The sequence below is a fragment of the Acinetobacter sp. 778_lipA genome, from assembly GCF_058242985.1.
Map to the genome: position 1 here is coordinate 3,194,087 of NZ_JBZAYT010000001.1, position 24,160 is coordinate 3,218,246.

A 24,160-nucleotide genomic window follows, 5' to 3' on the forward strand; every position below is an offset into this window, starting at 1 on the left:
CATCGCTTTTGTCCTGAGCTGCCATTCAGCTTTGAGATTAGTTAGATAAACTCCGATATTTACTTTACTTTAGATATAGAACTGCGTAAGAATTTAGAGGAATATGTACACATTTTATTTGCATATTATTTGAGTCAAGCAGCAGAAGGAATTTTACTGACAGAAAAAACAATGCATCTGTCAGATATCGGAGAATCAGATGAAGAAATATCAATGCATCGTTTGTGGTTGGATTTATGACGAAGCAGAAGGTTGGCCACAAGATGGCATCGCAGCAGGTACCAAGTGGGAAGACATTCCTGATGACTGGACATGCCCAGACTGCGGTGTTTCTAAAGCAGACTTTGAAATGGTCGAAATCTAAGATATTGCGTAAAGACCATGTTTACATGGTCTTTTTTACATTTATTTTCAACAATACAAAATTATTCAATTCACCGCTAAATTTGAAACAGGTATGGAGAAAGATATGCAACCGATCATCATCATAGGTTCTGGCATGGCGGGTTATACCCTTGCAAGAGAATTTCGTAAGTTAAACACCGAACAGGAATTGGTGATGATTTGCGCAGATGATGCGGTGAATTATGCAAAACCGACCCTATCTAATGCATTAGTTGGGAAAAAAGCACCTGAACAAATTGGTTTAGGCGATGCTGAAAAGATGAGCACCCAACTGAACATGCGGATTGAAAAAGAGACATGGGTTAAAAATATTGATGTAGAGAAACATGAATTAACCCTTGAAAAAGATGGACAATCTTCAACTCAAGGCTACTCAAAACTTATTCTTGCCGTGGGCGCAAATCCGATTCGATTAGCGATTGCTGGTGATGGGAGTGATGATATTCATGTGGTTAACTCACTAATTGACTATCGAGCATTCCGTGAAACTTTAGACAATTGCAGCACGGGTGAATGTGGCAACAAACGTGTGGTGATTTTAGGCGCGGGCTTAATTGGTTGTGAATTTGCCAATGACTTACAAAATACTGGGCATCAGGTTACGGTGATCGACTTAGCACCACAACCTTTAGGGCGTTTATTGCCTAATCATGTTGCACAAGCATTTAAAGACAATCTTGAACAATCAGGAATTAAATTTGCCTTGGGTACCACTGTAGAAAAAGTTTCTAAATCTGAGCGTGGTTATATCGTTTCATTGGCCAGTGGTCAATCCTTGCTCGCGGATGTTGTGCTTTCTGCAATTGGCTTACAACCTAATATTGCCTTGGCTAAAGCTACGGAAATCAACACCAGTCGTGGTGTCATTACCAACACCTTGCTCGAAACCAGTCAAGCAGATATTTTTGCCATCGGTGACTGTGCCGAAGTGAATGGAACACTCTTGCCATTTGTCATGCCAATCATGCAACAAGCGCGTGCATTAGCCAAAACCTTGAGTGGACAAACCACCACTGTACACTACCCTGCAATGCCAGTCGCGGTGAAAACCCCAGCTGCACCTTTGACTGTACTTCCAGCTCCAATTGATGTAGATGTTACATGGGAGAATGAAGAGTTTGAAGATGGGATGTTATCTAAAGCAACAGATGCTGAAGGTACCTTACGTGGTTTTGTATTGTTAGGTGCAACTGCTGGAAAACAGCGTTTAACTTTAACAAAACTGGTTCCAGACTTGATTCCTGCATCCGTTTAAGGTTTTAATAGCAAGGATATTTTTTAATCAAAGAATATCCTTGCTTAGGAAAATAACAATGAATAGCGCACTTCAATTTCAAGTTTCACCTTATGCCTCGTTCATGAATGAAACCAAAGTCGACTTAGGTAATGGTATTCAGCTTCATGTTGAAACTGGTGGAAATCCACAACACCCGACCATTCTGTTGATTATGGGTTTGGGTGCGCAAATGTTATTTTGGCCTGATTTTTTTTGTAAATCACTGATTGATCAAGGCTTTCATGTGATCCGCTTTGATAATCGTGATATTGGCTTATCTTCAAAAATTCGCCACCAAGGTCCACGTTTAAACTCTTATAAGCTGATGGGTCGCTTTGCTTTGGGCTTACCAAATGACGGCGCGCCTTATAACTTATTTGATATGGCGGATGATGTTGCATTATTGATTGATCGTTTAGGCATTGAAAAACCACATATTTTGGGTGCTTCAATGGGGGGGATGATTTCTCAAATTTTAGCAGCAAAATATCCTGAAAAAATTGATAAAGTCGGCTTACTCTTTACCAGTAATAATCAACCTTTGCTACCTCCACCATTTCCAAAACAACTCTTTAGTCTTATCGGTAAACCTGAATCACGTGATGAAGAAGGGATTGTGAATCATTCCTTGAAAGTTTTTCATATGATTGGTTCACCTGGTTATATCAACCAAGTTGAAGCAATTCAAACTGCTCGTAAATTATATCGTCGTAGTTATCACCCAGCGGGTGTACTTCAACAGTTTTTAGCAATATTATGTACAGGTTCCTTACTTAAATTGGATAAGCAGATCAAAAAGCCAACTTTAGTGTTACATGGCTCTAAAGATCGGTTACTACCTCCAAGTCATGGTAAGGCAGTTGCTAAAGCAATTTCAGGCGCTAAATTTGAATTAATTGAGGGAATGGGGCATGATATCCCACCGCATTTTGTTCCTCAACTTAGCGGGTTATTTGCACATCATTTTAAATCATAAGCATTAGGACACTATGGCTGCATTACCATCCCTAAGACAGTTGTCATATTTAGTGACACTGTCTGAGACGCTGCACTTCACTGAAGCAGCGCGCCGTTCGTTTGTAACTCAATCTACTTTATCTGGTGGAATCATGGAGTTAGAACGTTTATTGGGTGGCGTACTCGTAGAACGTGATCGCCAAAACGTACGTTTAACTCCTCTAGGTGAGCAAGTTGTTGCCCGAGCCCGTGTTCTACTCGCCGATGCTCAGGACTTGATGCGGTTAAGTCGAGAAATGAGTGAACCGTTAACTGGTGATTTGCATTTAGGGATTATTCCAACCATCGCCCCTTTCATTTTGTCGCAGCTTTTGGAAGAAGTGCATAAACAACTTCCAAAAATTCAGTTGCATCTGCATGAAGCACAAAGTGAAAAAATTGTTGAAAAACTTGAGCATGGCAATCTAGATGTGATCATGCTGGCTTTACCATTCGACACACGTGGTTTGAAAGTTGCTGAAATTGCGAAAGAAGATTTATTCTTAGTCTGCAATAAAGCAGATCAAAATGCGATGAATGCAAGAAGCTTAGATGATTTAGATCTTTCTCATCTCATGCTCCTTGAAGAAGGTCATTGCTTACGTGATCATACCTTAAGTGTTTGCCCAATCGGTGAGCGTAAAAATGATCACCGTTTAAAAGCAAGCTCATTGCCAACTTTAGTGGAAATGGTCAGTTCAAACTTAGGCTATACACTGCTTCCTGAGATTGCAATTCATGCACATATGCTGAAAAACAATGATCAGATTGTGGTTAAACCTATTGAGAATGCGCCTTCACGCACTTTGGCTTTGGTTACACGTAAAAGTACACCGCTACAAAGTGAATTTGATGTGTTGGTACAAATTCTTCAAAAAATCACGCCAAATTTACGTTAATTTTCCAATACTGAAAAGGAGTCATGATTGACTCCTTTTTTATTGAAGATCTAAAAAGTCTATAGATCACCTCAGCATAAGCAAAATTAAAACGATCTTGTTTTTACTAGATCAAGAATGATAATATTTGAGCAGTACAAAATACTCGCTTATTTTTGTATGTATTGTTACGATGAAAATCGCGAAAAATCGACCTATCCTCAGCTTGTTTTAAAAAGCATGCATCCATCTCGTCGACACATATCCAATCCTTTGCATTGGTCAGCGTTCCACAGGGCTTGAATCTTCCAAGCATCGTTAACAGGTTTTCACAGTTTTCTGTGCCTGAATTTTCGATAGGACGCGTATGAACCGACCTTTATATATTATTTTTTCAACGATTGTCTTAGATGCAATTGGCATTGGCATCGTATTCCCTCTGTTTCCCTCACTACTGAAAGACCTAAGCCATCAGCATAACGTTGTCTTGTTAATGGGGGTTTTCCTAAGCCTGTATGCGCTTATGCAATTTATGTTCTCCCCGATCTTAGGTGCTTTGAGTGACCGCATTGGTCGAAGACCTGTTTTGCTGATTTCACTTGCGGGTTCTGCAATCAACTATTTTTTTCTTGCTTGCTCACCCTCTCTTATCTTGCTGTTCATTGGACGAATCATTGCTGGAATAAGTAGTGCCAATATGTCCGTGGCTTCAGCCTATATCGTTGATACCACGTCAGAAGAAAATCGAGCAAAATACTTCGGTTTAATGAGTGCCATGTTTGGTATAGGATTTATTCTCGGTCCTATCCTCGGTGGATTATTGGGCGGGTATTGGTTACGGCTACCTTTTTTCGTTGCGGCAATTTTAACAACAGTTAACTTGCTTATCGCATTCTGGCTACTCCCTGAATCCCAAAGCAACAATCCTTTACCCACCATTTCTCGACCTGCGATTTCTTTACTTTCCAGTTTAGAAATGAATCCATTTAAAAGTCTTAGTTTTATCCTTGCTCAAAAAAATATACTGCCCATTTTACTGATATTTTTTCTGTTTAGCGCCTGCGGTGAAGCTTATGGTGTCTGCTGGGCACTTTGGGGACATGATACCTTTAAATGGAATACATTTTGGGTTGGTCTTTCTTTAGGCACTTTTGGTTTATGCCAAGTACTGGTTCAGTCATTTATACCTCAACATGCCGTCCGATATTTTGGTGAAAGAAATACCGTGCTGATTGGTCTGGCATGTATATGTATGGCATTAATCATCATGGCTTTTACCCAACACGCTTGGATCATTTTTGCAATCATGCCGATCTTTGCCCTAGGAAGTATTGGTACTCCTGCACTACAAGCTGTTGTTTCACAAAAAATCCCAGCTGCACAGCAAGGACAGTTTCAAGGTGTTATCACCTCAACCATTAGTCTAGCCTCGATTATTGCCCCCTTATTGTTTTCTACACTTTACTTTCATTTCCAAACACGATGGACTGGCGCTATATGGTTGGTTGTCGCGATGATTTATTTAATTGCACTACCTGCAATTTTATCGAGTTTAAAACCACAACAGCTTAAGTCATCCTAGTATTTAAGAACTTCAATGCTTTATTAGAAGCGTTGATTGCTGATTTAAAAAAGCTTAAATCTAAAATAACCAAGTCATTCAATTTCATTAAAATCCGACTGACTGATACAAAAAAGCCCGATTAATTTTAATCGGGCTTAAGACAATCAGATTATCTTGGCTTAACCATTTACAAAGTGCTCAAGCAAAGTTTGTTGAGCATTGTAAATTGCCTCGCCTTCTTTAGGTTGCACACGAGTCCAAGTCCCATCGCCTTGCAATAGCCAAGCGCGGATATTGTCTTTTAAGTAATTGACTAAACCTTGCTGGTAAATGCGTTTTTTTAATGCTGGATCTTCGATCGGGAAGCACACTTCTACACGATTAAATAAATTACGATCCATCCAGTCTGCACTGGAACAGTATATACGTGGATTGCCATTATTTCCGAAATAATAGACACGGGTATGTTCTAAGAAACGCCCGACAATTGAACGAACTCGAATATTTTCAGACAGATTTGGTAACCCTGGACGTAAACAGCAAATTGAGCGAATAATCAGATCAATTTGTACCCCTGCTTGCGAAGCTTCATATAATTTATTGATCAATTGAACTTCAGTTAACGCGTTAACTTTAACAATAATTTGTGCAGGCTTGCCCGCTTTGGCATTGGCAATTTCATCATCAATAAAAGCAATTAACTGAGCATGAAGAGTAAACGGCGCATGTAACAGTTTTTTCAACTTTGCCATTTTCCCCATACCAGTCAATTCTTGAAAAATACGATGTACATCTTCGCAGAGCTCTTTATCTGTAGTGAGCAAACCATAATCGGTATAAATACGAGCATTTGTTGCATGGTAGTTACCCGTACCCAAATGCACATAACGTACTAACTTATTATTTTCACGGCGTACCACCAAGATCATTTTGGCGTGCGTTTTATAGCCCACGATGCCATAAACCACAACAGCACCCGCCTCTTGTAATACATTGGCAACGGCGATATTTGATTCTTCATCAAAACGCGCCCGTAACTCAATCACAGCAGTGACTTCTTTACCATTACGTGCCGCTTCTGCAAGTACCTGAACAATTTCAGAGTCAGCACCACTACGATATAAGGTTTGTTTGATCGCTAGCACTTGGGGATCACGTGCAGCTTCACGCAACAAGTTAATAACTGGTGCAAATGATTCAAATGGATGGTGTAAGAGAATGTCTTGTTTTTGCATTGCTGAAAAAATATTTTCAGACTTTTTCAATACTTTTGGAATCGCGGGTACATGCGAATCATAACGCATATGTGGACGTTTAAAATTTGACACAAGACGTGCCAGATTTACTGGCCCATCCACTTTATAAAGTTGTTCTTGTTCTAGATCAAATTCTTCAAGCAAGTATTCATAAATATGTTTTGGACAGTTTTCTGTCACTTCTAAACGTACTGCACGGCCAAAACGACGTGAACTCAATTCGCCTTTCAATGCTTTGGCTAAGTCTTCTACATCTTCATTCAGCGCCAAATCCGCATTACGTGTGACACGGAACTGATAACAACCTGTAGCTGTCATCCCAGGGAACAAATCCGATACATGCTCATGAATAATCGCAGACAACATCACAAAATGTTCTTTACCGCCTGTAAGCTCATCAGGTAAACGCACTACACGAGGAAGCGAACGTGGTGCTGGTACAACTGCTAAATCAATTTGTCGACCAAATGCGTCTTTCCCTTCTAGAGTCACAATAAAGTTTAAGCTTTTATTGACCAGTCGTGGGAATGGATGTGCAGGATCAAGGCTAATTGGGGTAAGTACTGGTGCAACTTGTTCTTGGAAATATTTTTTAATCCACACAGATTGTGCAGGCGTTAACTCACCACGACGTAAAAAACAAATGTCTTCTTCACGTAACTTAGGAAAAATTTCTTCATTAAGAATACGGTACTGACGCTCAATCGCTTCATGTGCAGTTTTAGAGATTTGGTCTAAAACTTGTTTTGGCGTCAAACCATCTGGTGAACGACTTTCATTCCCTAAAGTTAATTGCTCCATCATTCCTGCAACACGGATTTCAAAAAATTCATCCATATTACGAGAAAAGATCAACAAGAAATTCATACGTTCAAGCAAGGGGTGTAAAGGATCAACGGCTTGCTCTAAAACACGTAAATGGAAATCTAAAATTGAAAGCTCACGATTTATATATCGTTCATTATAAGAATATTCTGTAGGCGTTGTTGTCGTCACTGCGGTATTCATGCAATAAACCTGCATCAAAAAAAATGTCTTAATTCTAGTATGCTTCAAATTTGTGACAATTTCATAAAAAAAGCACATCAATTTGTGCTTTTTTAAATTCATTTATTTAGTGTCAATCTGGAATACGGGTATAACGCATATACTTCAAAACCAAACGCTTACGGTATTGAAGCTTAGAATCATCACGATTTTTTTGATAATACTTCGGATTGGTTAAAATCACCGCTAAAAATGCGGCCTGCTCACGACTTAAACTTGCCGCACTCTTAGAAAAGTAATGTTGTGATGCAGCTTCAACACCATAGATATGATCACCAAATTCAACAGAGTTCATATAGACTTCTAAAATGCGCTGTTTAGTCCACATCCGCTCCATCATGGTGGTGGCAATCGCTTCCTGACCTTTGCGGATAAATGAGCGACGATTATAGAAGAATAAATTTTTAGCCAATTGTTGAGAAATCGTTGAACCACCAGCGACTACTTTGTCTTTTTTTAGATTACGTTGTAGTGCATTTTCAATACCATCCCAGTCGAAACCATGATGATCGAGAAATTTAGCATCTTCAGCAGCGACAATTGCATGTTTAAAATTATCACTGATCTTGTCATAGTCGCGCCATTGATGTTGAATCGGCTCAAAATCAGACAGATATGTCCAACGCATAAACATGGTGGTTTCTACATCATGGGTACGCCAATAAATTAAACTTGAGAAAATCCATAGCTGAATCATGATCAAAATACTGACCACAATTAACAAAGCACGAACAATAAAAGCTTTCATGTCAGCTGCTTACTCCGAAAATTCTGACGTTTCATGTTAAGCTGAATCTATCTATAAAAAGCTAAGCAATAGCATGTCTAAATATCAAGATCTTTCAACTTATAGCCAACCCAATTCTATTGGTAAAATAACCTTATTGCTGATTGTCATCAATGTCGGTTTATTTGCCATCCAAGTCTTATCAGGTGTCAATATTACTGACCCGACAACATTGGACGCGTTGCGTTGGGGTGCTGATTATGCACCTTTAACCTTCTTAGAGGAACCATATCGCTTATTCAGCAGTATGTTTTTTCACTTCGGTATCCTGCATCTAATGATGAATATGTGGGCACTGTATATTTTTGGTGATGTTGCTGAAAAAACTTTAGGAAAGTTTTATTTCCTTGGACTTTATATCCTTGCTGGACTCATGGGAAGTTTATTAAGTGGTTATTTGGATATTCGAAATAGCTACGAACTGCTGCAAAATTTTGATCAAAAACTCTTTCCTCATGTATCTGCAGGTGCATCGGGTGCTGTAATGGGACTTGGTGGTGCACTGACACTACTATCGTTGTTCCCACCTACCCCGAATCAAAGATTCATTTTAGATAAAAGATCACTTTTAACCGTACTTGCGGTCAACTTAGCTTTTGGCTTTTTAGCCTCTGGAATTAACAATGCGGCCCATATCGGTGGGATGTTAATGGGTGCGGTCATGGCTTTGGCTTGGTATGCAACACAGCGTGCCAAAATGGGTAAAGCTGCCAATATTATCATTGTGATTTTAGGGATTGCAGCAACCTATGGCGTTTATCTCTATTGCCAGCATCTCGTTGGACCACTTAGCCCACTTTGGCAACAAGCCATTGCACAAATGCGTGAGCAATTAAACTTTTAATCTCTAAAATAGCTTGTCTATGCCGTAATAAAACATTACAGAGTACACTGAATTCAAGAAGCATAAAAAATGGCGACCTAGTAGGTTGCCATTTTTTAATTTACTGTCTTCACTGGGCAGCCTTTTAAAGGCTCAACTGAGATTAAACAGTCAAATAAAACCACTTAAACAAAGCGGTTTAATTCAACTCTCTTAGACTTTGCAATGGTGGGATTTCAGATAAATAGCTCAATCGGTAACGTCCAATCAATGCGCACAACACTGCCATCGAAATTGGTAAAATCAACCAAATTTCCCAATGTAATTGCACCACCATTTCCATACGATAACTGGCAACTGCACTAATCACCTCTGCAAAGAAACAGGAAACAATCCCCGCCAATAATCCAATAAAACCGATTTCAAAACTCATCATATTTTTTAACTGACGCTTTGAACTACCAAAAGAACGTAACAATGCCACTTCTTTTTTACGTTCATCCATCAGCAAATTGATACAGGCGATCAGCACCAAAAAACCAGATAAACTTACCAATACTGCCAAAACTGTAATGATTTTGACCAACACAGAAACCAAGTTTTTAATTTCATCAAAAATTAAAGTGACGTCAATAAATACCGTATTGGAAAATTGCTGAATCAGATTAACCATCTTGATTTTTTCACTCGGTGGCACATAAAAACTCCCTAAGTAGCTGCCTGCGTTTTCATCCAACGTCTTTGGAGTAAAAATAAAGAAAAAGTTTGGACTAAAGCTTTGCCATTCCACGGTACGCAAATTCACAACTTGCGCGTCCAAATTTTCCTCAGGCAAACTAAAGGTTAAACGATCACCAATTTTAATGCCCAATTCTTCAGCCAATTTGGCCTCTACAGATACCTGCCCAATTTGAGTTAATTGAGCATTTCCCGCAACAATAATATTATCTTGTGGATAATGATCTGCTTGGGTGAGATTTAACTCACGACGTAAAGAATTATTGGTTTTTACCAATTGGGCAGGAAAAGCTTGACCATTTTTTGCCAATAAGCGCCCTTTTACATTGGGATATAACGGTGTACTTTTCCATTGTTGCTGTGCTAATTGTTGCTTAAAGGCATCCAGTTCAAATGGTGGTAGACCATAAATAAACTGGTTAGGCGTTCCTTCAGGCAATTGTTGCTGCCAACGCTCTAATAAATCAGTTCTCAATACAGCAAGTACCGTGATCAGACTTAAACCCAATGCCAAAGCGGTAATTTGCAATGCGGTTTGCGAAGGGGTTCGGATATAGGCTGAGAGCCTATTTTTCATTGATTTTAAAGTCTTTAAAATCATCCAAACCACTGCATATAACAAAGCTGTTAACACAATGACTGCACCCATTACCAACGCAGTAAGTATCAGATTTTCGGTCAAGACCAAACTAAAAATAATCAAGCTGACTAAACCTGTAGCCATCATCCACAACATTGAACGTGCCGACTTTTCTTGTTGGCGTATCACCCGAATAGGCGGTGTATTTAACAGTTGCCACAAGCTCGGTAAAATAAATCCAATCAATACAATTGCACTGGTAAAAATTGCAATAGGCAAAGGACCAACCAGCATCTGCAACATTGAAAATTGCAACTCTAGGTTCGGAATCATCTGCAACATCAATTGCAACAACGAATAACCTAAAATCAGTCCTAAAATACTGCCAATGACAATGGCGATTAAAATAACAACGCTCAGCAACCCGAGATAGGTTTGAAAAATCTGCCGTTTCGTTGCCCCCATACAACGCATCAGTGCAATATGATCTTGGTTCTGCTGTACATAACGCTGACTGGTTAAAGCGATGGCTAAACCACATAAAAGAATCGTCAGAATATTGGCCAATTGTAAGAAAGTATCGAGGTTTTCAATTGGTTTAAGTAAGCGTGAATTACCCTCATCTGCATTACGTAGTCTTAAATTACTTTGTGCATCTAGTTCATTATCCGCATTTTGTTGATCTTGTATGGATTGATCTGTTTGTGAGTGTGTTGCTGGCTGATTTTCAGTCGATGTAGTGGCACTTGGTGCACTTAAAGCTGAATCTGCATCCGAATTTTGTGCAATCTTTGGATTCACATTTTGCTTTTCTTGCGCTTTAAAAGTCTTAAAAAATTGCTGATATGTTGCAATCGACTCCGCATCCCCTGCCATCAACAAACGATATTCAATCCGACTTCCAACTTGAATTGCACCCGTTTTTGCAACATCTGCTTGAGAGATAATCACGGTTGGCGAAAAGGCAGAAAAGCCTAATTCTTGATTTGAATCATGTTCAATGATGCCAGTAACTTTAAACTGACCATTGGCAATTTGAACGCTATCGCCTAGGTTTAATTTTAATAACTCTTGTGCGCGTTTGCTTAGCCAAACCCCGCCACTTTGTAAGGCTTGTTTTGGCGCAATCCTTAATTCACCACGTAAGGGAAATGCTGTGTCAATGGCTTTCACATTGACCATAACAAACTGATCCTGTGTAGAGGCCATTGAACCAAAAATGGTGACATGGGACTGTTTTAATTTTAAATCATCAGCCTGTTTGATCCATTGTTGGTCAATTGGATCTGTATCACTAAGTTGTAAATCTGCAGCTTGCATTTTGGCAGCTTGTAAGGTCACTGCTTGTTTGACTTGATCATTGCTAAACTTTAATGCAGTAGTCGCACTAATGGCTAAACTCAATGCAATAATCAGCAGATATATGCCTGAACTGGCAAAACTTTGCCTAAATAAGGGTTTAAACAAGGTCAACATTACACCACCTCATTCGATTGAGGAGTTTGCACATGTTCAATCAATTGACCATCTTTTAATTCATAATGACGTTGGCACTGTGCGGCCAATTGCGAATCGTGAGTGACAAGCACTAAAGTTGTACCGAGTTCTTTATTTAAATCAAATAAGAGTTGTTCAATTTCAAAGGCGGTATGTTCATCTAAATTGCCTGTAGGTTCGTCGGCAAAAATAATTTTGGGGTCAGAAATTAAAGCTCGTGCAATGGCAACCCGTTGTTGCTCCCCACCAGACAATACTTTCGGTGTTTGCTGGCTTTGTCGTTCTAAACCAACTTTGGCCAATAAACTTAAAGATTTTTGTTCTGCGTGTGCATAATTAAAATTCTTCTGTAAACGTAATGGTAACATCACATTTTCTAAGGCAGAAAGATGTGGGAGCAACTGGAAAGATTGAAATACAAAACCAATATATTGAAGTCGAATCAACGCACGTTGTTCTTCATTTAAATGCTCAATTGATTCACCACAAACACTGAGTTGACCTGCACTGGCTTGATCGAGAGTAGCAAGGATGCCTAATAAAGTTGATTTTCCGGAACCAGAACGTCCAGTAATCGCGACCTGTTCACCTGTATAAATATTAAGATTTAGATTTTCAAAAATTGTAAGCGTTTGATGAGGTAATTCTATCTTTTGTGTAAGTTGCTGTGCAGAAATTATCACTTGTGGCATGATGGGAGAAGTTGAATCATCCTGAACCTTAGACATCATAAAGTACCTTATATGCAAATCAAAAAATTGTTAAATTTGAAAATGATGAAAAATCTAATTCATTGTTTATTTTTTAGCATATTCTGTCTGTTGCCCGTTAGTAGTTTTGCAAAAACGATCATGATTTTAGGTGATAGCTTAAGTGCGGGTTATGGTATTAGCCCACAACAAGGCTGGGTTTTCTTGCTACAGCAACGCTTAAACCAACAATTTCCTAAACAACATAATGTGTTGAATGCCAGTGTAAGTGGTGAAACCACCAGTGGTGCGTTGGCGCGTTTTCCAAAACTATTACAAAGCCATAAACCTGATATCGTGGTGATTGAGTTGGGTGGCAATGATGGTTTACGCGGTCAACCGCCACAAATGATTCATAAAAATCTTGCGCAATTAATTCAACAAAGCCAGAACAGCCAAGCCACGGTCATTTTATTGGGAATGAAAATTCCACCGAATTATGGCGCAGCTTATAGTCAAGCTTTTGAGAAAAATTACCAAACCCTAAGCCAACAATACAAAGTTAAAATGCATCCGTTTTTTATGAATGGAATTGCAGGCAATAAAAGTTTGATGCAAAAAGACTTAATCCACCCCAATGCAACGGCACAGAAAATTCTGCTAGATAATATTTATCCTTTAATTCGAGGCGCGCTTTAATTTTTTCTCAAAGCCGAAATGATTGCAGCTGTTTATTTGACTAAATCGGATGTCGTGTTTTTAAGGACATCCGCAAAATTAAATAAACGCGCTAATAAATGGTAAATATAGTCCAAACTCGATTCTTGTTCGGTAAATAGAATCCGATGTAACATCGGTGCAATAACAATTTCAATAATCAGTTGATTTTCGATGCTTGTTTCATTCCTTTGCTGGGCACGTTGCTGGATAATGTCTAACTGTTGAATCAAAAAGTCATAACACTTACCAGAGGTCGGCGAATCATTTTCCGCCACAATATCGCTTAAGATTGTACGCCCAACGGGTGAGGCATATTCCTCAAAATATTGCTCCATCCATGCATATAAGTCTTGCTTAAAACTACCAAGATCCGCAGGTACACTGTCTGGATGTAAAATATTAAAGCCAACATCTGCAAGCAGTTGAGATAAATCTCCCCAACGTCGATAGATCGTAGAGGGGGTGACCCCTGCAAATTCAGCAATCATCGGAATCGTCAAATCTGCCACAGCAACATTTTGCTGTAATGTTTGCACTGCATTATGAACTGCAGCTTGTATTCGTGCACTGCGCCCACCGGGACGCAAACCTGTAATCACTTTCGTCATCAGCAAATCACTACAAATCTATAAATGAAAATCTATCAATGGGTTAATAATTAAAGAACAGCTTTAAGCAAAAATCATCTTAGCTAAACCTTTGTGTTTAATCCAAAATACGGTATAAAAGCTAATTAATAGCTTTTATGTACATGTTGATTATGCGCAACTCTAATTTTAATCGTCAAGTGACTTCCTATAAATTAAGCCATAATGCTGCACTGTACACACATACTTTTACCCTGATGACCTTTTTGGCAGCCTCAAGCGCACCAACACCGTTATATCGTTTGTATCAACAACACTTCCATTTTTCTCCTGTTTTATTAACGCTTATCTTTGCCACCTATGCGTTTGCATTGCTATTAACCTTATTGGTGGCAGGATCATTGTCTGATTATATTGGACGTAAGCCAGTTATTTTTGTGGCATTGATTTTAGAAATTATGTCCATGGGCTTTTTCTTGTTTGCATCCAATATCGAAATGCTGTTTATCGCACGAGGTTTGCAAGGTATTGCCACGGCTTTAGCCGCATCTACATTTGGAGCAGCTTTACTTGATTTAAGTAAAACACAGGGTTCTTTAATTAATAGTATTTCTCCAATGCTCGGCATGGCTGCGGGTATGCTGATGACCTGTATTGTTTTAGAGTTTTCAACTGTTCCATTGACACTAATTTTTGAAATACTCATCTTTCTTTTTGTATCTACCAGCTTTATCGCAATTTTTAGCCCTGAAACAGCAACTAAACGTGTGGGTGCTTTGGCATCATTAAAACCGCAACTGACTATTCCAGTACAAACCCGAAAAGCACTCTTGATCGTAAGTCCAATTAATATCTCGTTATGGATGGTCAGTGGGTTCTTCCTCTCGTTAATGCCGTCATTGCTGGCTCAAGCTTTCCATGTGCAATCGGCATGGCTGAATGGCATGATGTTTATTACTCTATCAGTTTCAGGGGCTGTTGGGATTTTAACACTGCGCAATGCGTCAACATTTAAAATTCTAATTACTGCTGCAATTACGATTGTCTTGGGCTCAAGTGTTATTTTGCTTGGCATTCATCTGGTGCAACCAATCTTATTGTTTATTGGTGCTGTGGTGACTGGGATTGGCTTTGGTACAGGTTTTATGGGTGCAATTCGTGCTGTAATGCCCTTAGCTTTACCTGAACAACGTGCAGGTTTAATGGCCGCATTTTTTGTTGAAAGCTATTTGGCCTTTAGTATACCTGCGATTATTGCTGGATACTTTGTCAATAAAGTTGGCTTAATTTTTACAGCAGATGTCTATATTTGTATGATTATTTTGTTGGCCAGCTTGGCGTTTGTTTTTGCTTTTAAAAATAAACAGAACATCCACTAAAGTATGTTAAAAATCAAAGCAAAACAAAAGGCGCATTGAGCGCCTTTGGATTTAAATCTTAGATTAAGCAGGAATATCACGGATAGATGCTTTGCGAATTGCTTCTTTAAGGGCGTCATAGCCATGAATTGGTGGGAACTGTGGAAATTCACGAATCACATTTTCAGGCGCATCAAATAAGAAACCATGATCAGCTTCACCCAACATTGTTGTATCGTTATACGAATCGCCTGCTGCGATGACACGGTAATTTAGACCATGTAATGCTTTTACAGCTTCACGCTTTTGATCAGGTTGACGCAATTTATACGCAGTGATCATACCATTTTCATCAGTTTCTAATTTATGACAGAAAATTGTTGGCCAACCTAACTGTTGCATCAACGGATGTGCAAACTCATAAAATGTATCTGAAAGAATAATCAACTGAAAATGGGTACGTAACCATTCTACAAACTCTTTTGCACCCGGAAATGGCCCCATGTCTGCAATCACAGCTTGAATGTCATTTAAGCCTAGACCATGCTGTTTAAGAATATTTAAGCGTTGAGTCATCAACACATCGTAGTCAGGGATATCACGAGTTGTTGCTTCTAATTCTTTGATTCCTGTTTTTTTAGCAAAATTGATCCAGATTTCTGGTACCAATACACCCTCAAGATCAAGACATACGATTTCCATGGGTTCTCCCAAATGTCAGTTAAAAATTTTGGGCTTATCATAGCACTAAAGTTTAAAAAGAATGCTGAAAGTTTTTACAGCAAATCTATTTCATTTGGTTATGCATAAGGCTTGTAAATGTTTACAAATCTGTTTTATTCATAAGCATTTTAATTAATCTGCTAAGTGGCATATTTCATTTACTTTAAAATATCTGATTGTCAAAAGCAGCAATTCACAGAAGTTGAATTGAGCTAATTTTTGCCAAAATGCTTAAATTCAAATATCTTTTGAATATGTTTACGAAAAATGTAGCTTCAAGCTAACTGCCAGGAGCAGATATGACCGCCATTCCAACCATAGATCTTGTGGACGCACTTGCGACTGAGTATGCCGACAAATCACCTTCTGAAATTTTAGAACTTGCGCTTTCTCAGGAAGGTGAAATTGCAATTTCATTTTCTGGCGCAGAAGACGTTGTTCTTATCGATATGGCACATAATTTAGGCAAACCATTTCGTGTTTTTAGTTTAGATACAGGCCGTTTACATCCTGAAACCTATCAATTTCTTGAAACAGTTCGTAAGCACTATGGGATTAAAATTGAAATTTGCTTTCCTGAAGCTGATGCCGTTCAACAATTGGTTAATGAAAAAGGCTTATTTAGTTTCTATCAAGATGATCATAAAGAATGCTGTGGTATTCGTAAAGTTCAGCCCTTACGTAAAAAATTAGCCACTTTAGATGGCTGGATCACAGGACAACGCAAAGATCAAAGTCCAGGCACACGTACAGAAATACCAGTTATTCAAGTGGATAGTGGTTTTTCTGGTGAAGGGAAACAACTAATTAAATATAATCCATTGGCAAATTGGTCCAGTGCGGATGTATGGAACTATATTCGTATGATGGAGATTCCTTATAATCCATTACATGAAAAGGGTTTTATCTCAATTGGCTGTGAACCATGTACCCGTCCAGTATTGCCAAATCAACATGAACGCGAAGGCCGTTGGTGGTGGGAAGAAGCAACGCATAAAGAATGTGGCTTACATGCAGGTAACTTAAAAAAGTAATAGTAGAAAAAGTCATGAAAACTCATGGCTTCTTATTAACTTATCGTTCATCGAAATGCTTGGATTTTACGCTTAGAAAAGTTTTATACTAAGATTTGTTGATATTTCCCCTATAGCTTGCGTTGTGGGCTAGAGTTGAGTAGGTAACGACATGTAAAAATAGCAATACTATTTTCAAGTTTCATCACACAGACTGAGATAATTTTAGCTATACACTGAGTATCTACAAAGCACTGCTTTGTCGGCACCACAAGACGCAGCGATGTACAAATTGTTTTCCAACATGTCATCGTTGTAACCATGGATGAATGATCAACAGACCCAAGTTACACGGCTCTATAATTCTAACAATTCACCAACTCATAAATGAGTTGTGGTAGAAATTGCAGTGAGGCAATCCAAGACTATGCGCCCATTACACCCCATTGATTTTATTTTTTTAAATTTAGAAAAACGTCAACAACCCATGCATGTTGGTGGGTTATTCTTATTTGAAATACCCGAACATGCGCCTTCTACATTCATTCAAGATCTCGTTGCGGATATTCGTAACTCAAAATCTATCCCGGTCCCACCTTTTAACAATCGCTTAAGTGGTATGTTTTGGGATGAAGATGAAGAATTTGATATTGATCATCATTTCCGTCATATCGCATTACCTCATCCAGGACGTATCCGTGAATTATTGATTTATATTTCACAAGAACACAGTTCACTGATTGACCGAGCAAAGCCACTTTGGACTTGTCATATTATTGAAGGCATTGAAGGCAATCGTTTTGCCATGTACTTTAAAATCCACCATGCCATGATTGATGGTGTAGCAGGTATGCGTCTTTTAGAAAAATCATTTTCAAAAGATGCTGATTCCAAAACCATTATTCCTCCTTGGTGTGTCGAAGGTAAACGTGCAAAACGTTTAAAGGAAACCAAACTGGATAAAGCTAAAAAAATATTCTCTGCACTAAAAGGACAAGTTGAAGCAGCCCCCAAGGTCACCCAAGAGCTATTCCAAACTGTATTTAAAGAAATGGGGAAAAACCCCGATTATGTTTCAAGCTTTCAAGCACCCAGTAGTTTATTTAACCAACGCGTAAGTTCATCACGTCGTTTCGCTGCCCAGTCCTTTGAACTTGACCGTTTCAGAGATATTTCCAAAGCTCTTGGCGTCACGATTAATGATGTAGTACTGGCTGTCTGTGCGGGCGCGTTACGTGATTATTTAATCACACAAGAGGCTTTACCGAAAAAGCCACTGATTGCAATGGTTCCTGCCTCATTACGTGATGATGACTCAGATATGAGTAATCGTATCACCATGATTTTGGCAAATTTAGGAACCCATAAAGAGAGTCCGTTAGAACGTTTAGACATCATTAAGCGCAGTGTACAAAATGCAAAAAATCGTTTTAAACGTATGAGTTCCGATCAAATCTTAAACTATAGTGCTTTCGTTTTTGGTGCAGCAGGCATCAATATTGCATCAGGACTTATGCCAAAGCGTCAGGCATTTAATGTGATTATTTCCAATGTACCTGGACCACGTGAACCTTTGTATTGGAATGGCGCTAAATTAGATGCCCTATACCCTGTTTCAATTGTTTTGGATGGTCAAGCACTGAATATCACCATGACTAGTTATTTAGACAAATTAGAAGTGGGTTTAACCGGTTGCCGTAAATCTCTGCCTAAATTGCAAAATCTTCTGACTCATTTAGAAAATGAAATCCAAAAATTTGAGCACATTATTGCTGAGAAAAATGCAGTTGAACTTGCCGATAAAAAGCCAAATGCTCAAACAAAAGCAGATACTCAAGCCAAACTGAAAGAATCTATTGCCGAACGAAAGTCAGTATAAGATTTTATAATTGATTTTATTTTAGGGTTAATTTAAATATAAAACATAAATTGATTCAAAATTAAGGGGCTAATTAATGCCCCTTAATCTTTAACATTACGACACTTGTTTAACAGTTGATGACAGACATTTACAACCATGTCTTTGGTAATTTTCACTTCTTGACCATTGTCATCTAACATGACACATGTATTTTTAGGTTGGCTTTCCAATACATGTTTTATACTACGACTGATTAATTGTTCACTTACACTCATTTTTTGACCTCACTTGCTAAGACTGTGGAAGGGAGAAAGTCTTTGGCTACCTTTGTAATCTAGTATTGTGAAATCAGTCCTAAAAGTAAAATTTCAGATGTAACAACTGTTTAACGATATCCTGTTACAATTTCAACTTAAAATGATATCGTATTGCTCTTGCGTGTATAAATTTTCGACTTGGAATTTAATCACACGATTAATAAAATGCTCTAAATCCGCGACTGCTGGGGCTTCCGCAGTGAGCAGGCGATCAATTACAGATGGATGACCTATAACAGTAAAGCCACTCTTAGACTCATAAGCACGGGTATATCTTAAGATTTCTCGAAAAATTTCGTAACATACTGTCTCAGCTGTTTTCACAAATCCGCGCCCTTGACATGTTGGGCATGATTCACACAACAAATGCTCCAAAGATTCACGTGTACGTTTACGTGTCATTTCAACTAAGCCAAGTTCGGAAACTTGAGTAATTTTAGTTTTTGCATGGTCACGTTCAAGCATTTTATCAAATTGATTCATGACCTCTTCACGATGTACAGCTTCCTGCATATCAATGAAGTCGATAATAATAATGCCACCCAAATTACGTAAACGTAATTGGCGTGCAATCACTTGAGTTGCTTCCATATTGGTTTTAAACACAGTGTCTTCTAGTGTACGACCACCGACATAGGAACCTGTATTGACATCAATTGTAGTCATCGCCTCAGTCTGATCAATCATCAGATAACCACCCGACTTCAATGCAACTCGGGTTTGTAATGCTTTTTGAATATCTTCTTCGACATTGTACAAATCAAAAAGTGGACGTTCACCAGGATAATGCTGCAAACGGCTTTCCATACTCGGTACAAATTCACAAACGAACTCTTGCAACTTGGCATGTATTTCTCTTGAATCGACATAAATCGTTGCCGTATCATCATTGGCTAAGTCGCGAATAACACGTTGTGGTAAAGGAAGCTCTTCAAAAATCAACGAAGGAACTGCAATAATTTTTTGTTTTTTCTGAATAAATTCCCAAAGCTTGGCTAAATACGCCATATCTTGAGCAATTGAAGCCTCTTCAATGCCTTCAGCAGCTGTACGTACAATGACCGAACCAGGCAACTTATGCTCACTTTGAATCCTTTCAATCATTGAACGTAAACGGTCACGCTCTTCTTCGGACTCAATCCGCTGTGATACCCCAATATGGCTGCCATATGGCATCAAAACAAGATAACGAGATGGGATAGAAAGATCTGTACTCAGTCGTGCACCTTTAGTACCCAACATATCTTTCATCACTTGAACTGTCAGAATTTGACCGGGTTGTAATAACTCAAAGACATTCGGCGTAGGTTGATTACGCGACCAAATCATATCATTGATATGTAAGAATGCAGTACGTGATAAGCCAATATCCACAAAGGCTGCTTGCATCCCTGGAAGTACACGGACAACTTTTCCTTTATAAATATTCCCGACTAACCCGCGTTTAACAGTCCGCTCAACAAACAGTTCGTTAACCGTACCATTTTGAATTAGCGCCACACGACATTCCATAGGTGTGACGTTAATCAATAACTCGTCAGACATAACTAAACTCAAAACATTATAAAAATTCTTTTCAGCAGTTAATTTAGTGCCTCAACTGCGCTGATCTATACGATCAAGTAACTGTATCGTTTCATGCAACGGTAGCCCAACCACATTGCTATAACTACCATTTATACCTATCACATACTTTGCCGCAATGCCTTGAATTGCATATGCGCCAGCTTTCCCCAAAGGTTCACCTGTAGCCCAATATTCTTCCATATCATTCAGACTGAATTGTTGGAACTCAACTTGCGTGCGAACCACGACACTCAATAATTGATGTGCATTTGCAACGCAAACACCTGTCAATACTTCATGTTTTTGACCTGACAATAATGTCCATATTTCAAAAGCATGCTGCTTAGATGTTGGCTTACCAATAATTTGATTGGCAAAAACCAAGCTTGTATCTGCTGCAATGACAGTGCTTTGCGGGTACAATTTCAATACCACTTTGGCTTTGCTTTCAGCCAAACGTTGTACATACTGCTCAATCTGTTCATGCTCTAAGACAGATTCGTCAATATCTGGGCTGTGGATGCTAAAATCCAAGCCCACTTGTAAAAGCAGCTCTTTACGCCTTGGCGAGCCTGAGGCCAGAATTAAATGCGCCATCTTCTTAATAAATAATAAAGAACTGGCCAGCAAAAAATACTCGAAACCAATGTCTGCCAATGACGGGTAATCGAAAAATGCGTACCTGCCATCACTTGTGCCATAAAGGTAAATACCAAATGTGCTAGGATTGCAAACATACTAATAATCCAAAGATTACTAAATGTCAGCACACGTCTTTCTCGAATAAAATAACGAGTTAAAAATGCAATCAGCACATAGCTCAACGCATTCATCCCCAAAGGTGCATCTAATAATAGATCGGTAAATAGACCCATGGTAAATGCAAACCAAATTCCACACCATGTAGGTTGACACAACACCCAAAACAGCATGATCAAAAACATATATAGTGGTCGCCATCCTGCTATCGCATAGGACATCGGATACACCACTAAAATTGAACCAATAATAATGGATACAACAATGATCCATAATGGATCTTTACGTTGCTTTTCAGAAGGTAATCTTTTAGCGATCAACATTTGGCTGCTCCATCGCTAAAGAATCTGAGAAAAGTACCACAACATGATGACCGCCTGCTAATTGTGCAGCTGGAACCACATCAATTTGCGCAAACTCACCCGTGTTGTGACGCATAACTTTAGATACTGAACCGACCAAATAACCGGCTGGAAAATGTTGACCTAAGCCTGAACTATAGACCTTATCACCCACTTTGATATTGGCACTTGTTGGAACATATTCCATTTTCAAATGTCCTAAATCACCAGTACCCGTCACGATGGCGCGCATACCTGAGCTTTCTAAACGTACAGATAAAGAATGTTCTTTATCGGAAAGTAACATAACGCGACTACTATGGGGATAGACGTTGATGATTTGCCCCATGATTCCTTTATCATCTAAAACGGTTTGCCCGACTTTTAAATGATTAGCTTCACCGCGGTTGATGATAATGATATGGCGCAATGGGTCAGCATCGGTTCCAATCACTTCTGCAATTTCCATACGCCCATCGATAATCAATGGCGTATCAAGCAAACCACGTAAACGGGTATTTTCAGCAGAAAGTTCAGAGAGTTTTTGCAGACGTACTTGAGCCTGAAGCAATTCAGCTTGCATCGCAGTATTTTCACGACGTAACTGAGCCTCAGATTTAGTTTGTTGATTTAGCCATTCTTTCGACAATACAGGATAACTTGCTAAGGCATAAATTGGATTATATGCCGCATACAAGACATCTCTTGCCGGTTGAATCACTTGTGGCATGCGCCAGTTAAAAAACAGCACTACCAAACAAGTGATGACCGCAATGATGAACGAGCGAAAAGATGGCGGTTGTCTTGAAAAGAGATTCGGTTGCACCGCCTCATCCTTAAACTTAATCGAGTATAGTTTAGCCTACAAAAAGCATATCATGGTTTGGATTGTCAAAGAATTCTAAGACTTTACCGCCACCACGTGTTACACAAGTTAAAGGATCTTCTGCTACAACAACAGGTAGACCTGTTTCTTGAGCAAGCAACTTATCTAGGTTACGCAGTAATGCACCACCACCTGTCAGCACAATACCACGCTCAGCGATATCTGAAGATAACTCAGGTGGAGTTTGCTCAAGTGCCGATTTCACAGCAGAAACAATACTTTGTAATGGATCAGAAATCGCTTGGGTAATCTCATCTGAGGTAACCGTAATCGCACGCGGTACACCTTCAGCAAGGTTACGACCACGAACTTCAATTTCTAAAGTTGTGCCGTCAGCAACAGCCATACCCACTTCTTTTTTGATAGTTTCAGCCGTTGTTTCACCAATTACACAACCATGTGCTTTACGTACATAGTTAATAATTTGTTCATCAAAAACATCACCACCAATACGTAAAGAATCTGCGTACACACAACCTTGTAAGGAAATGATGGCAATTTCAGTTGTACCACCACCCACATCTACGACCATAGAACCACACGCTTGCTCAACAGGCATACCCGCCCCAATCGCAGCAGCCATAGGCTCTTCAATCAAACGTACATCACGTGCACCTGCGTTAAACACAGCTTCACGAATCGCACGGCGTTCTACCAATGTTGATTTACATGGTACACATACCACTACACGAGGTGCAGGTGGAAATAAACGTTTTTCATGCACTTTACCAATAAATTGATTTAACATGGTTTCAGTAACTTCGAAATCTGCAATAACACCATCTTTCATCGGACGGATTGCAGAAATATTGGCTGGGGTACGACCAAGCATTTGCTTAGCATCTAAACCTACAGCTGCAACAATTTTCTGCGAACCACTGTGACGAATTGCCACAACTGTCGGTTCGTTTAATATAATGCCCCTTCCTGGTGCATAAATAAGTGTATTTGCAGTACCTAAATCAATGGCTAGATCTGGCGAAAACAAGCCAATTAGTCGTTTTAGAATCACGGGTCGTTCTCAGTTTAAACTTTATATGGACGCAAGATGGCAACTTTAACTAAATGTGATGATTTGAACAAGTCAATCGCTTATTATAACGCACGATATTTTGAATTTTTTTAAAACTGATTAGGTGAGACATCATGTCAAGTTCAGATGTTCAGCATTCTGCAGAATTAAATGCACAAACTGTATCGCAAATCGCCAATCTTGCTCGATTGTCGCTGAATGATACGCAATCTGCTGAATATGCTCAAAGTTTAAATAAAATCTTAGGAATGATGGAGACCTTAAAAGCGATCAATACCGATGGTGTTGAGCCACTTAAGAGTCCATTTGATAATCCGCAACCACTTCGTCCAGATGTTGTGACTGAAGTGAATCATCGTGAAGAATATCAAGCCATTGCTCCTGCAACTCAGGATGGTTTGTACCTTGTTCCGAGAGTGATTGAATAATATTTGATCAAATGAACTTATTTTAAAAAATT

The 24,160-nt window shown here is 39.0% G+C and carries 23 protein-coding genes; 11 read left to right on the top strand and 12 right to left on the bottom strand.

The window, feature by feature from the left end; all coding sequences use genetic code 11:
• Window positions 1-199: 199 nt before the first annotated feature.
• The 5 genes from rubA (at window position 200) to AC4CUY_RS15190 (ending at window position 5,137) form a co-directional block, all read left to right on the top strand.
• A complete protein-coding gene (rubA, locus tag AC4CUY_RS15170; RefSeq protein WP_004678010.1) occupies window positions 200-364 on the top strand; it encodes a rubredoxin RubA in 165 nt (54 codons plus the stop codon).
• A gap of 105 nt (window positions 365-469) precedes the next feature.
• The gene (locus tag AC4CUY_RS15175; protein WP_336951836.1) at window positions 470-1,660 is read left to right on the top strand and encodes an NAD(P)/FAD-dependent oxidoreductase; all 1,191 of its coding nucleotides are present in this window, start codon (window positions 470-472) and stop codon (window positions 1,658-1,660) included.
• Between the two features lie 58 nt (window positions 1,661-1,718).
• The gene (gene estB / locus AC4CUY_RS15180; RefSeq protein WP_004823254.1) at window positions 1,719-2,657 is read left to right on the top strand and encodes an esterase EstB; all 939 of its coding nucleotides are present in this window, start codon (window positions 1,719-1,721) and stop codon (window positions 2,655-2,657) included.
• Window positions 2,658-2,670: 13 nt separating this feature from the next.
• On the top strand, window positions 2,671-3,576 hold the full coding sequence (gene oxyR / locus AC4CUY_RS15185) for a LysR family transcriptional regulator OxyR (protein WP_004717396.1): 906 nt from the start codon (window positions 2,671-2,673) through the stop codon (window positions 3,574-3,576).
• Window positions 3,577-3,922: 346 nt separating this feature from the next.
• Window positions 3,923-5,137, top strand: coding sequence for a TCR/Tet family MFS transporter (locus AC4CUY_RS15190; protein WP_490774350.1), 1,215 nt, complete (start codon window positions 3,923-3,925; stop codon window positions 5,135-5,137).
• A gap of 161 nt (window positions 5,138-5,298) precedes the next feature.
• Here AC4CUY_RS15190 and ppk1 read toward each other — a convergent pair whose 3' ends face one another.
• Window positions 5,299-7,383 carry a polyphosphate kinase 1 gene (ppk1, locus tag AC4CUY_RS15195; protein WP_004823258.1) on the bottom strand — a complete coding sequence of 695 codons (2,085 nt, stop codon included), beginning with the start codon at window positions 7,381-7,383 and terminating at the stop codon, window positions 5,299-5,301.
• A 112-nt stretch (window positions 7,384-7,495) separates the two neighbouring features.
• Complete coding sequence (gene mtgA, locus AC4CUY_RS15200; protein ID WP_004717400.1) at window positions 7,496-8,170, bottom strand: monofunctional biosynthetic peptidoglycan transglycosylase; 675 nt, start codon at window positions 8,168-8,170, stop codon at window positions 7,496-7,498.
• A gap of 73 nt (window positions 8,171-8,243) precedes the next feature.
• Between mtgA and AC4CUY_RS15205 the strand changes: the two genes are divergently transcribed.
• Window positions 8,244-9,053, top strand: a complete 810-nt coding sequence (locus AC4CUY_RS15205) for a rhomboid family intramembrane serine protease (RefSeq protein ID WP_336951842.1) — start codon at window positions 8,244-8,246, stop codon at window positions 9,051-9,053.
• A 178-nt stretch (window positions 9,054-9,231) separates the two neighbouring features.
• Here the strand turns inward: AC4CUY_RS15205 and AC4CUY_RS15210 are convergent, their stop codons facing one another.
• Together AC4CUY_RS15210 and AC4CUY_RS15215 are read right to left on the bottom strand one after the other, a co-directional pair.
• Window positions 9,232-11,826, bottom strand: coding sequence for an ABC transporter permease (locus AC4CUY_RS15210; RefSeq protein WP_490774351.1), 2,595 nt, complete (start codon window positions 11,824-11,826; stop codon window positions 9,232-9,234).
• A complete protein-coding gene (locus AC4CUY_RS15215) occupies window positions 11,826-12,575 on the bottom strand; it encodes an ABC transporter ATP-binding protein (RefSeq protein ID WP_303576326.1) in 750 nt (249 codons plus the stop codon). Before AC4CUY_RS15215 ends, AC4CUY_RS15210 begins: the two co-directional genes overlap by 1 nt.
• 45 nt (window positions 12,576-12,620) lie before the next feature.
• Here AC4CUY_RS15215 and AC4CUY_RS15220 point away from each other — a divergent pair, with 45 nt between their 5' ends.
• Window positions 12,621-13,235 carry an arylesterase gene (locus AC4CUY_RS15220; protein ID WP_490774352.1) on the top strand — a complete coding sequence of 205 codons (615 nt, stop codon included), beginning with the start codon at window positions 12,621-12,623 and terminating at the stop codon, window positions 13,233-13,235.
• 32 nt (window positions 13,236-13,267) lie between these two features.
• On the opposite strand, the gene AC4CUY_RS15225 is transcribed toward AC4CUY_RS15220, so the two are convergent.
• Entirely contained in the window at window positions 13,268-13,864 is a 597-nt protein-coding gene (locus AC4CUY_RS15225; protein WP_336951850.1) for a TetR-like C-terminal domain-containing protein, read from the bottom strand.
• A 152-nt stretch (window positions 13,865-14,016) separates the two neighbouring features.
• Here AC4CUY_RS15225 and AC4CUY_RS15230 point away from each other — a divergent pair, with 152 nt between their 5' ends.
• On the top strand, window positions 14,017-15,222 hold the full coding sequence (locus AC4CUY_RS15230; RefSeq protein WP_490774353.1) for an MFS transporter: 1,206 nt from the start codon (window positions 14,017-14,019) through the stop codon (window positions 15,220-15,222).
• Between the two features lie 63 nt (window positions 15,223-15,285).
• On the opposite strand, the gene thrH is transcribed toward AC4CUY_RS15230, so the two are convergent.
• Window positions 15,286-15,903, bottom strand: a complete 618-nt coding sequence (gene thrH / locus AC4CUY_RS15235) for a bifunctional phosphoserine phosphatase/homoserine phosphotransferase ThrH (RefSeq protein WP_004717409.1) — start codon at window positions 15,901-15,903, stop codon at window positions 15,286-15,288.
• 320 nt (window positions 15,904-16,223) lie between these two features.
• On the opposite strand from thrH, the gene AC4CUY_RS15240 reads away from it, so the two are divergent.
• The gene (locus AC4CUY_RS15240; RefSeq protein WP_336951854.1) at window positions 16,224-16,958 is read left to right on the top strand and encodes a phosphoadenylyl-sulfate reductase; all 735 of its coding nucleotides are present in this window, start codon (window positions 16,224-16,226) and stop codon (window positions 16,956-16,958) included.
• Between the two features lie 406 nt (window positions 16,959-17,364).
• On the top strand, window positions 17,365-18,816 hold the full coding sequence (locus AC4CUY_RS15245; protein ID WP_336951856.1) for a WS/DGAT/MGAT family O-acyltransferase: 1,452 nt from the start codon (window positions 17,365-17,367) through the stop codon (window positions 18,814-18,816).
• Window positions 18,817-18,899: 83 nt separating this feature from the next.
• Here the strand turns inward: AC4CUY_RS15245 and AC4CUY_RS15250 are convergent, their stop codons facing one another.
• The 6 genes from AC4CUY_RS15250 to AC4CUY_RS15275 all read right to left on the bottom strand — a co-directional run bounded on the left by AC4CUY_RS15250 (window position 18,900) and on the right by AC4CUY_RS15275 (window position 23,679).
• Complete coding sequence (locus AC4CUY_RS15250) at window positions 18,900-19,073, bottom strand: PA1571 family protein (protein ID WP_004717412.1); 174 nt, start codon at window positions 19,071-19,073, stop codon at window positions 18,900-18,902.
• 132 nt (window positions 19,074-19,205) lie between these two features.
• Window positions 19,206-20,660 carry a ribonuclease G gene (gene rng / locus AC4CUY_RS15255; RefSeq protein ID WP_336951858.1) on the bottom strand — a complete coding sequence of 485 codons (1,455 nt, stop codon included), beginning with the start codon at window positions 20,658-20,660 and terminating at the stop codon, window positions 19,206-19,208.
• 51 nt (window positions 20,661-20,711) lie between these two features.
• A complete protein-coding gene (locus AC4CUY_RS15260; RefSeq protein WP_336951859.1) occupies window positions 20,712-21,278 on the bottom strand; it encodes a Maf family nucleotide pyrophosphatase in 567 nt (188 codons plus the stop codon).
• Complete coding sequence (gene mreD, locus AC4CUY_RS15265; protein WP_336951861.1) at window positions 21,266-21,763, bottom strand: rod shape-determining protein MreD; 498 nt, start codon at window positions 21,761-21,763, stop codon at window positions 21,266-21,268. Before mreD ends, AC4CUY_RS15260 begins: the two co-directional genes overlap by 13 nt.
• A complete protein-coding gene (gene mreC, locus AC4CUY_RS15270; protein WP_004717416.1) occupies window positions 21,750-22,607 on the bottom strand; it encodes a rod shape-determining protein MreC in 858 nt (285 codons plus the stop codon). Before mreC ends, mreD begins: the two co-directional genes overlap by 14 nt.
• Before the next feature lie 31 nt (window positions 22,608-22,638).
• Window positions 22,639-23,679, bottom strand: a complete 1,041-nt coding sequence (locus AC4CUY_RS15275) for a rod shape-determining protein (RefSeq protein WP_004717418.1) — start codon at window positions 23,677-23,679, stop codon at window positions 22,639-22,641.
• A 134-nt stretch (window positions 23,680-23,813) separates the two neighbouring features.
• On the opposite strand from AC4CUY_RS15275, the gene gatC reads away from it, so the two are divergent.
• Entirely contained in the window at window positions 23,814-24,128 is a 315-nt protein-coding gene (gene gatC, locus AC4CUY_RS15280) for an Asp-tRNA(Asn)/Glu-tRNA(Gln) amidotransferase subunit GatC (RefSeq protein ID WP_336951862.1), read from the top strand.
• Window positions 24,129-24,160: the final 32 nt, after the last annotated feature.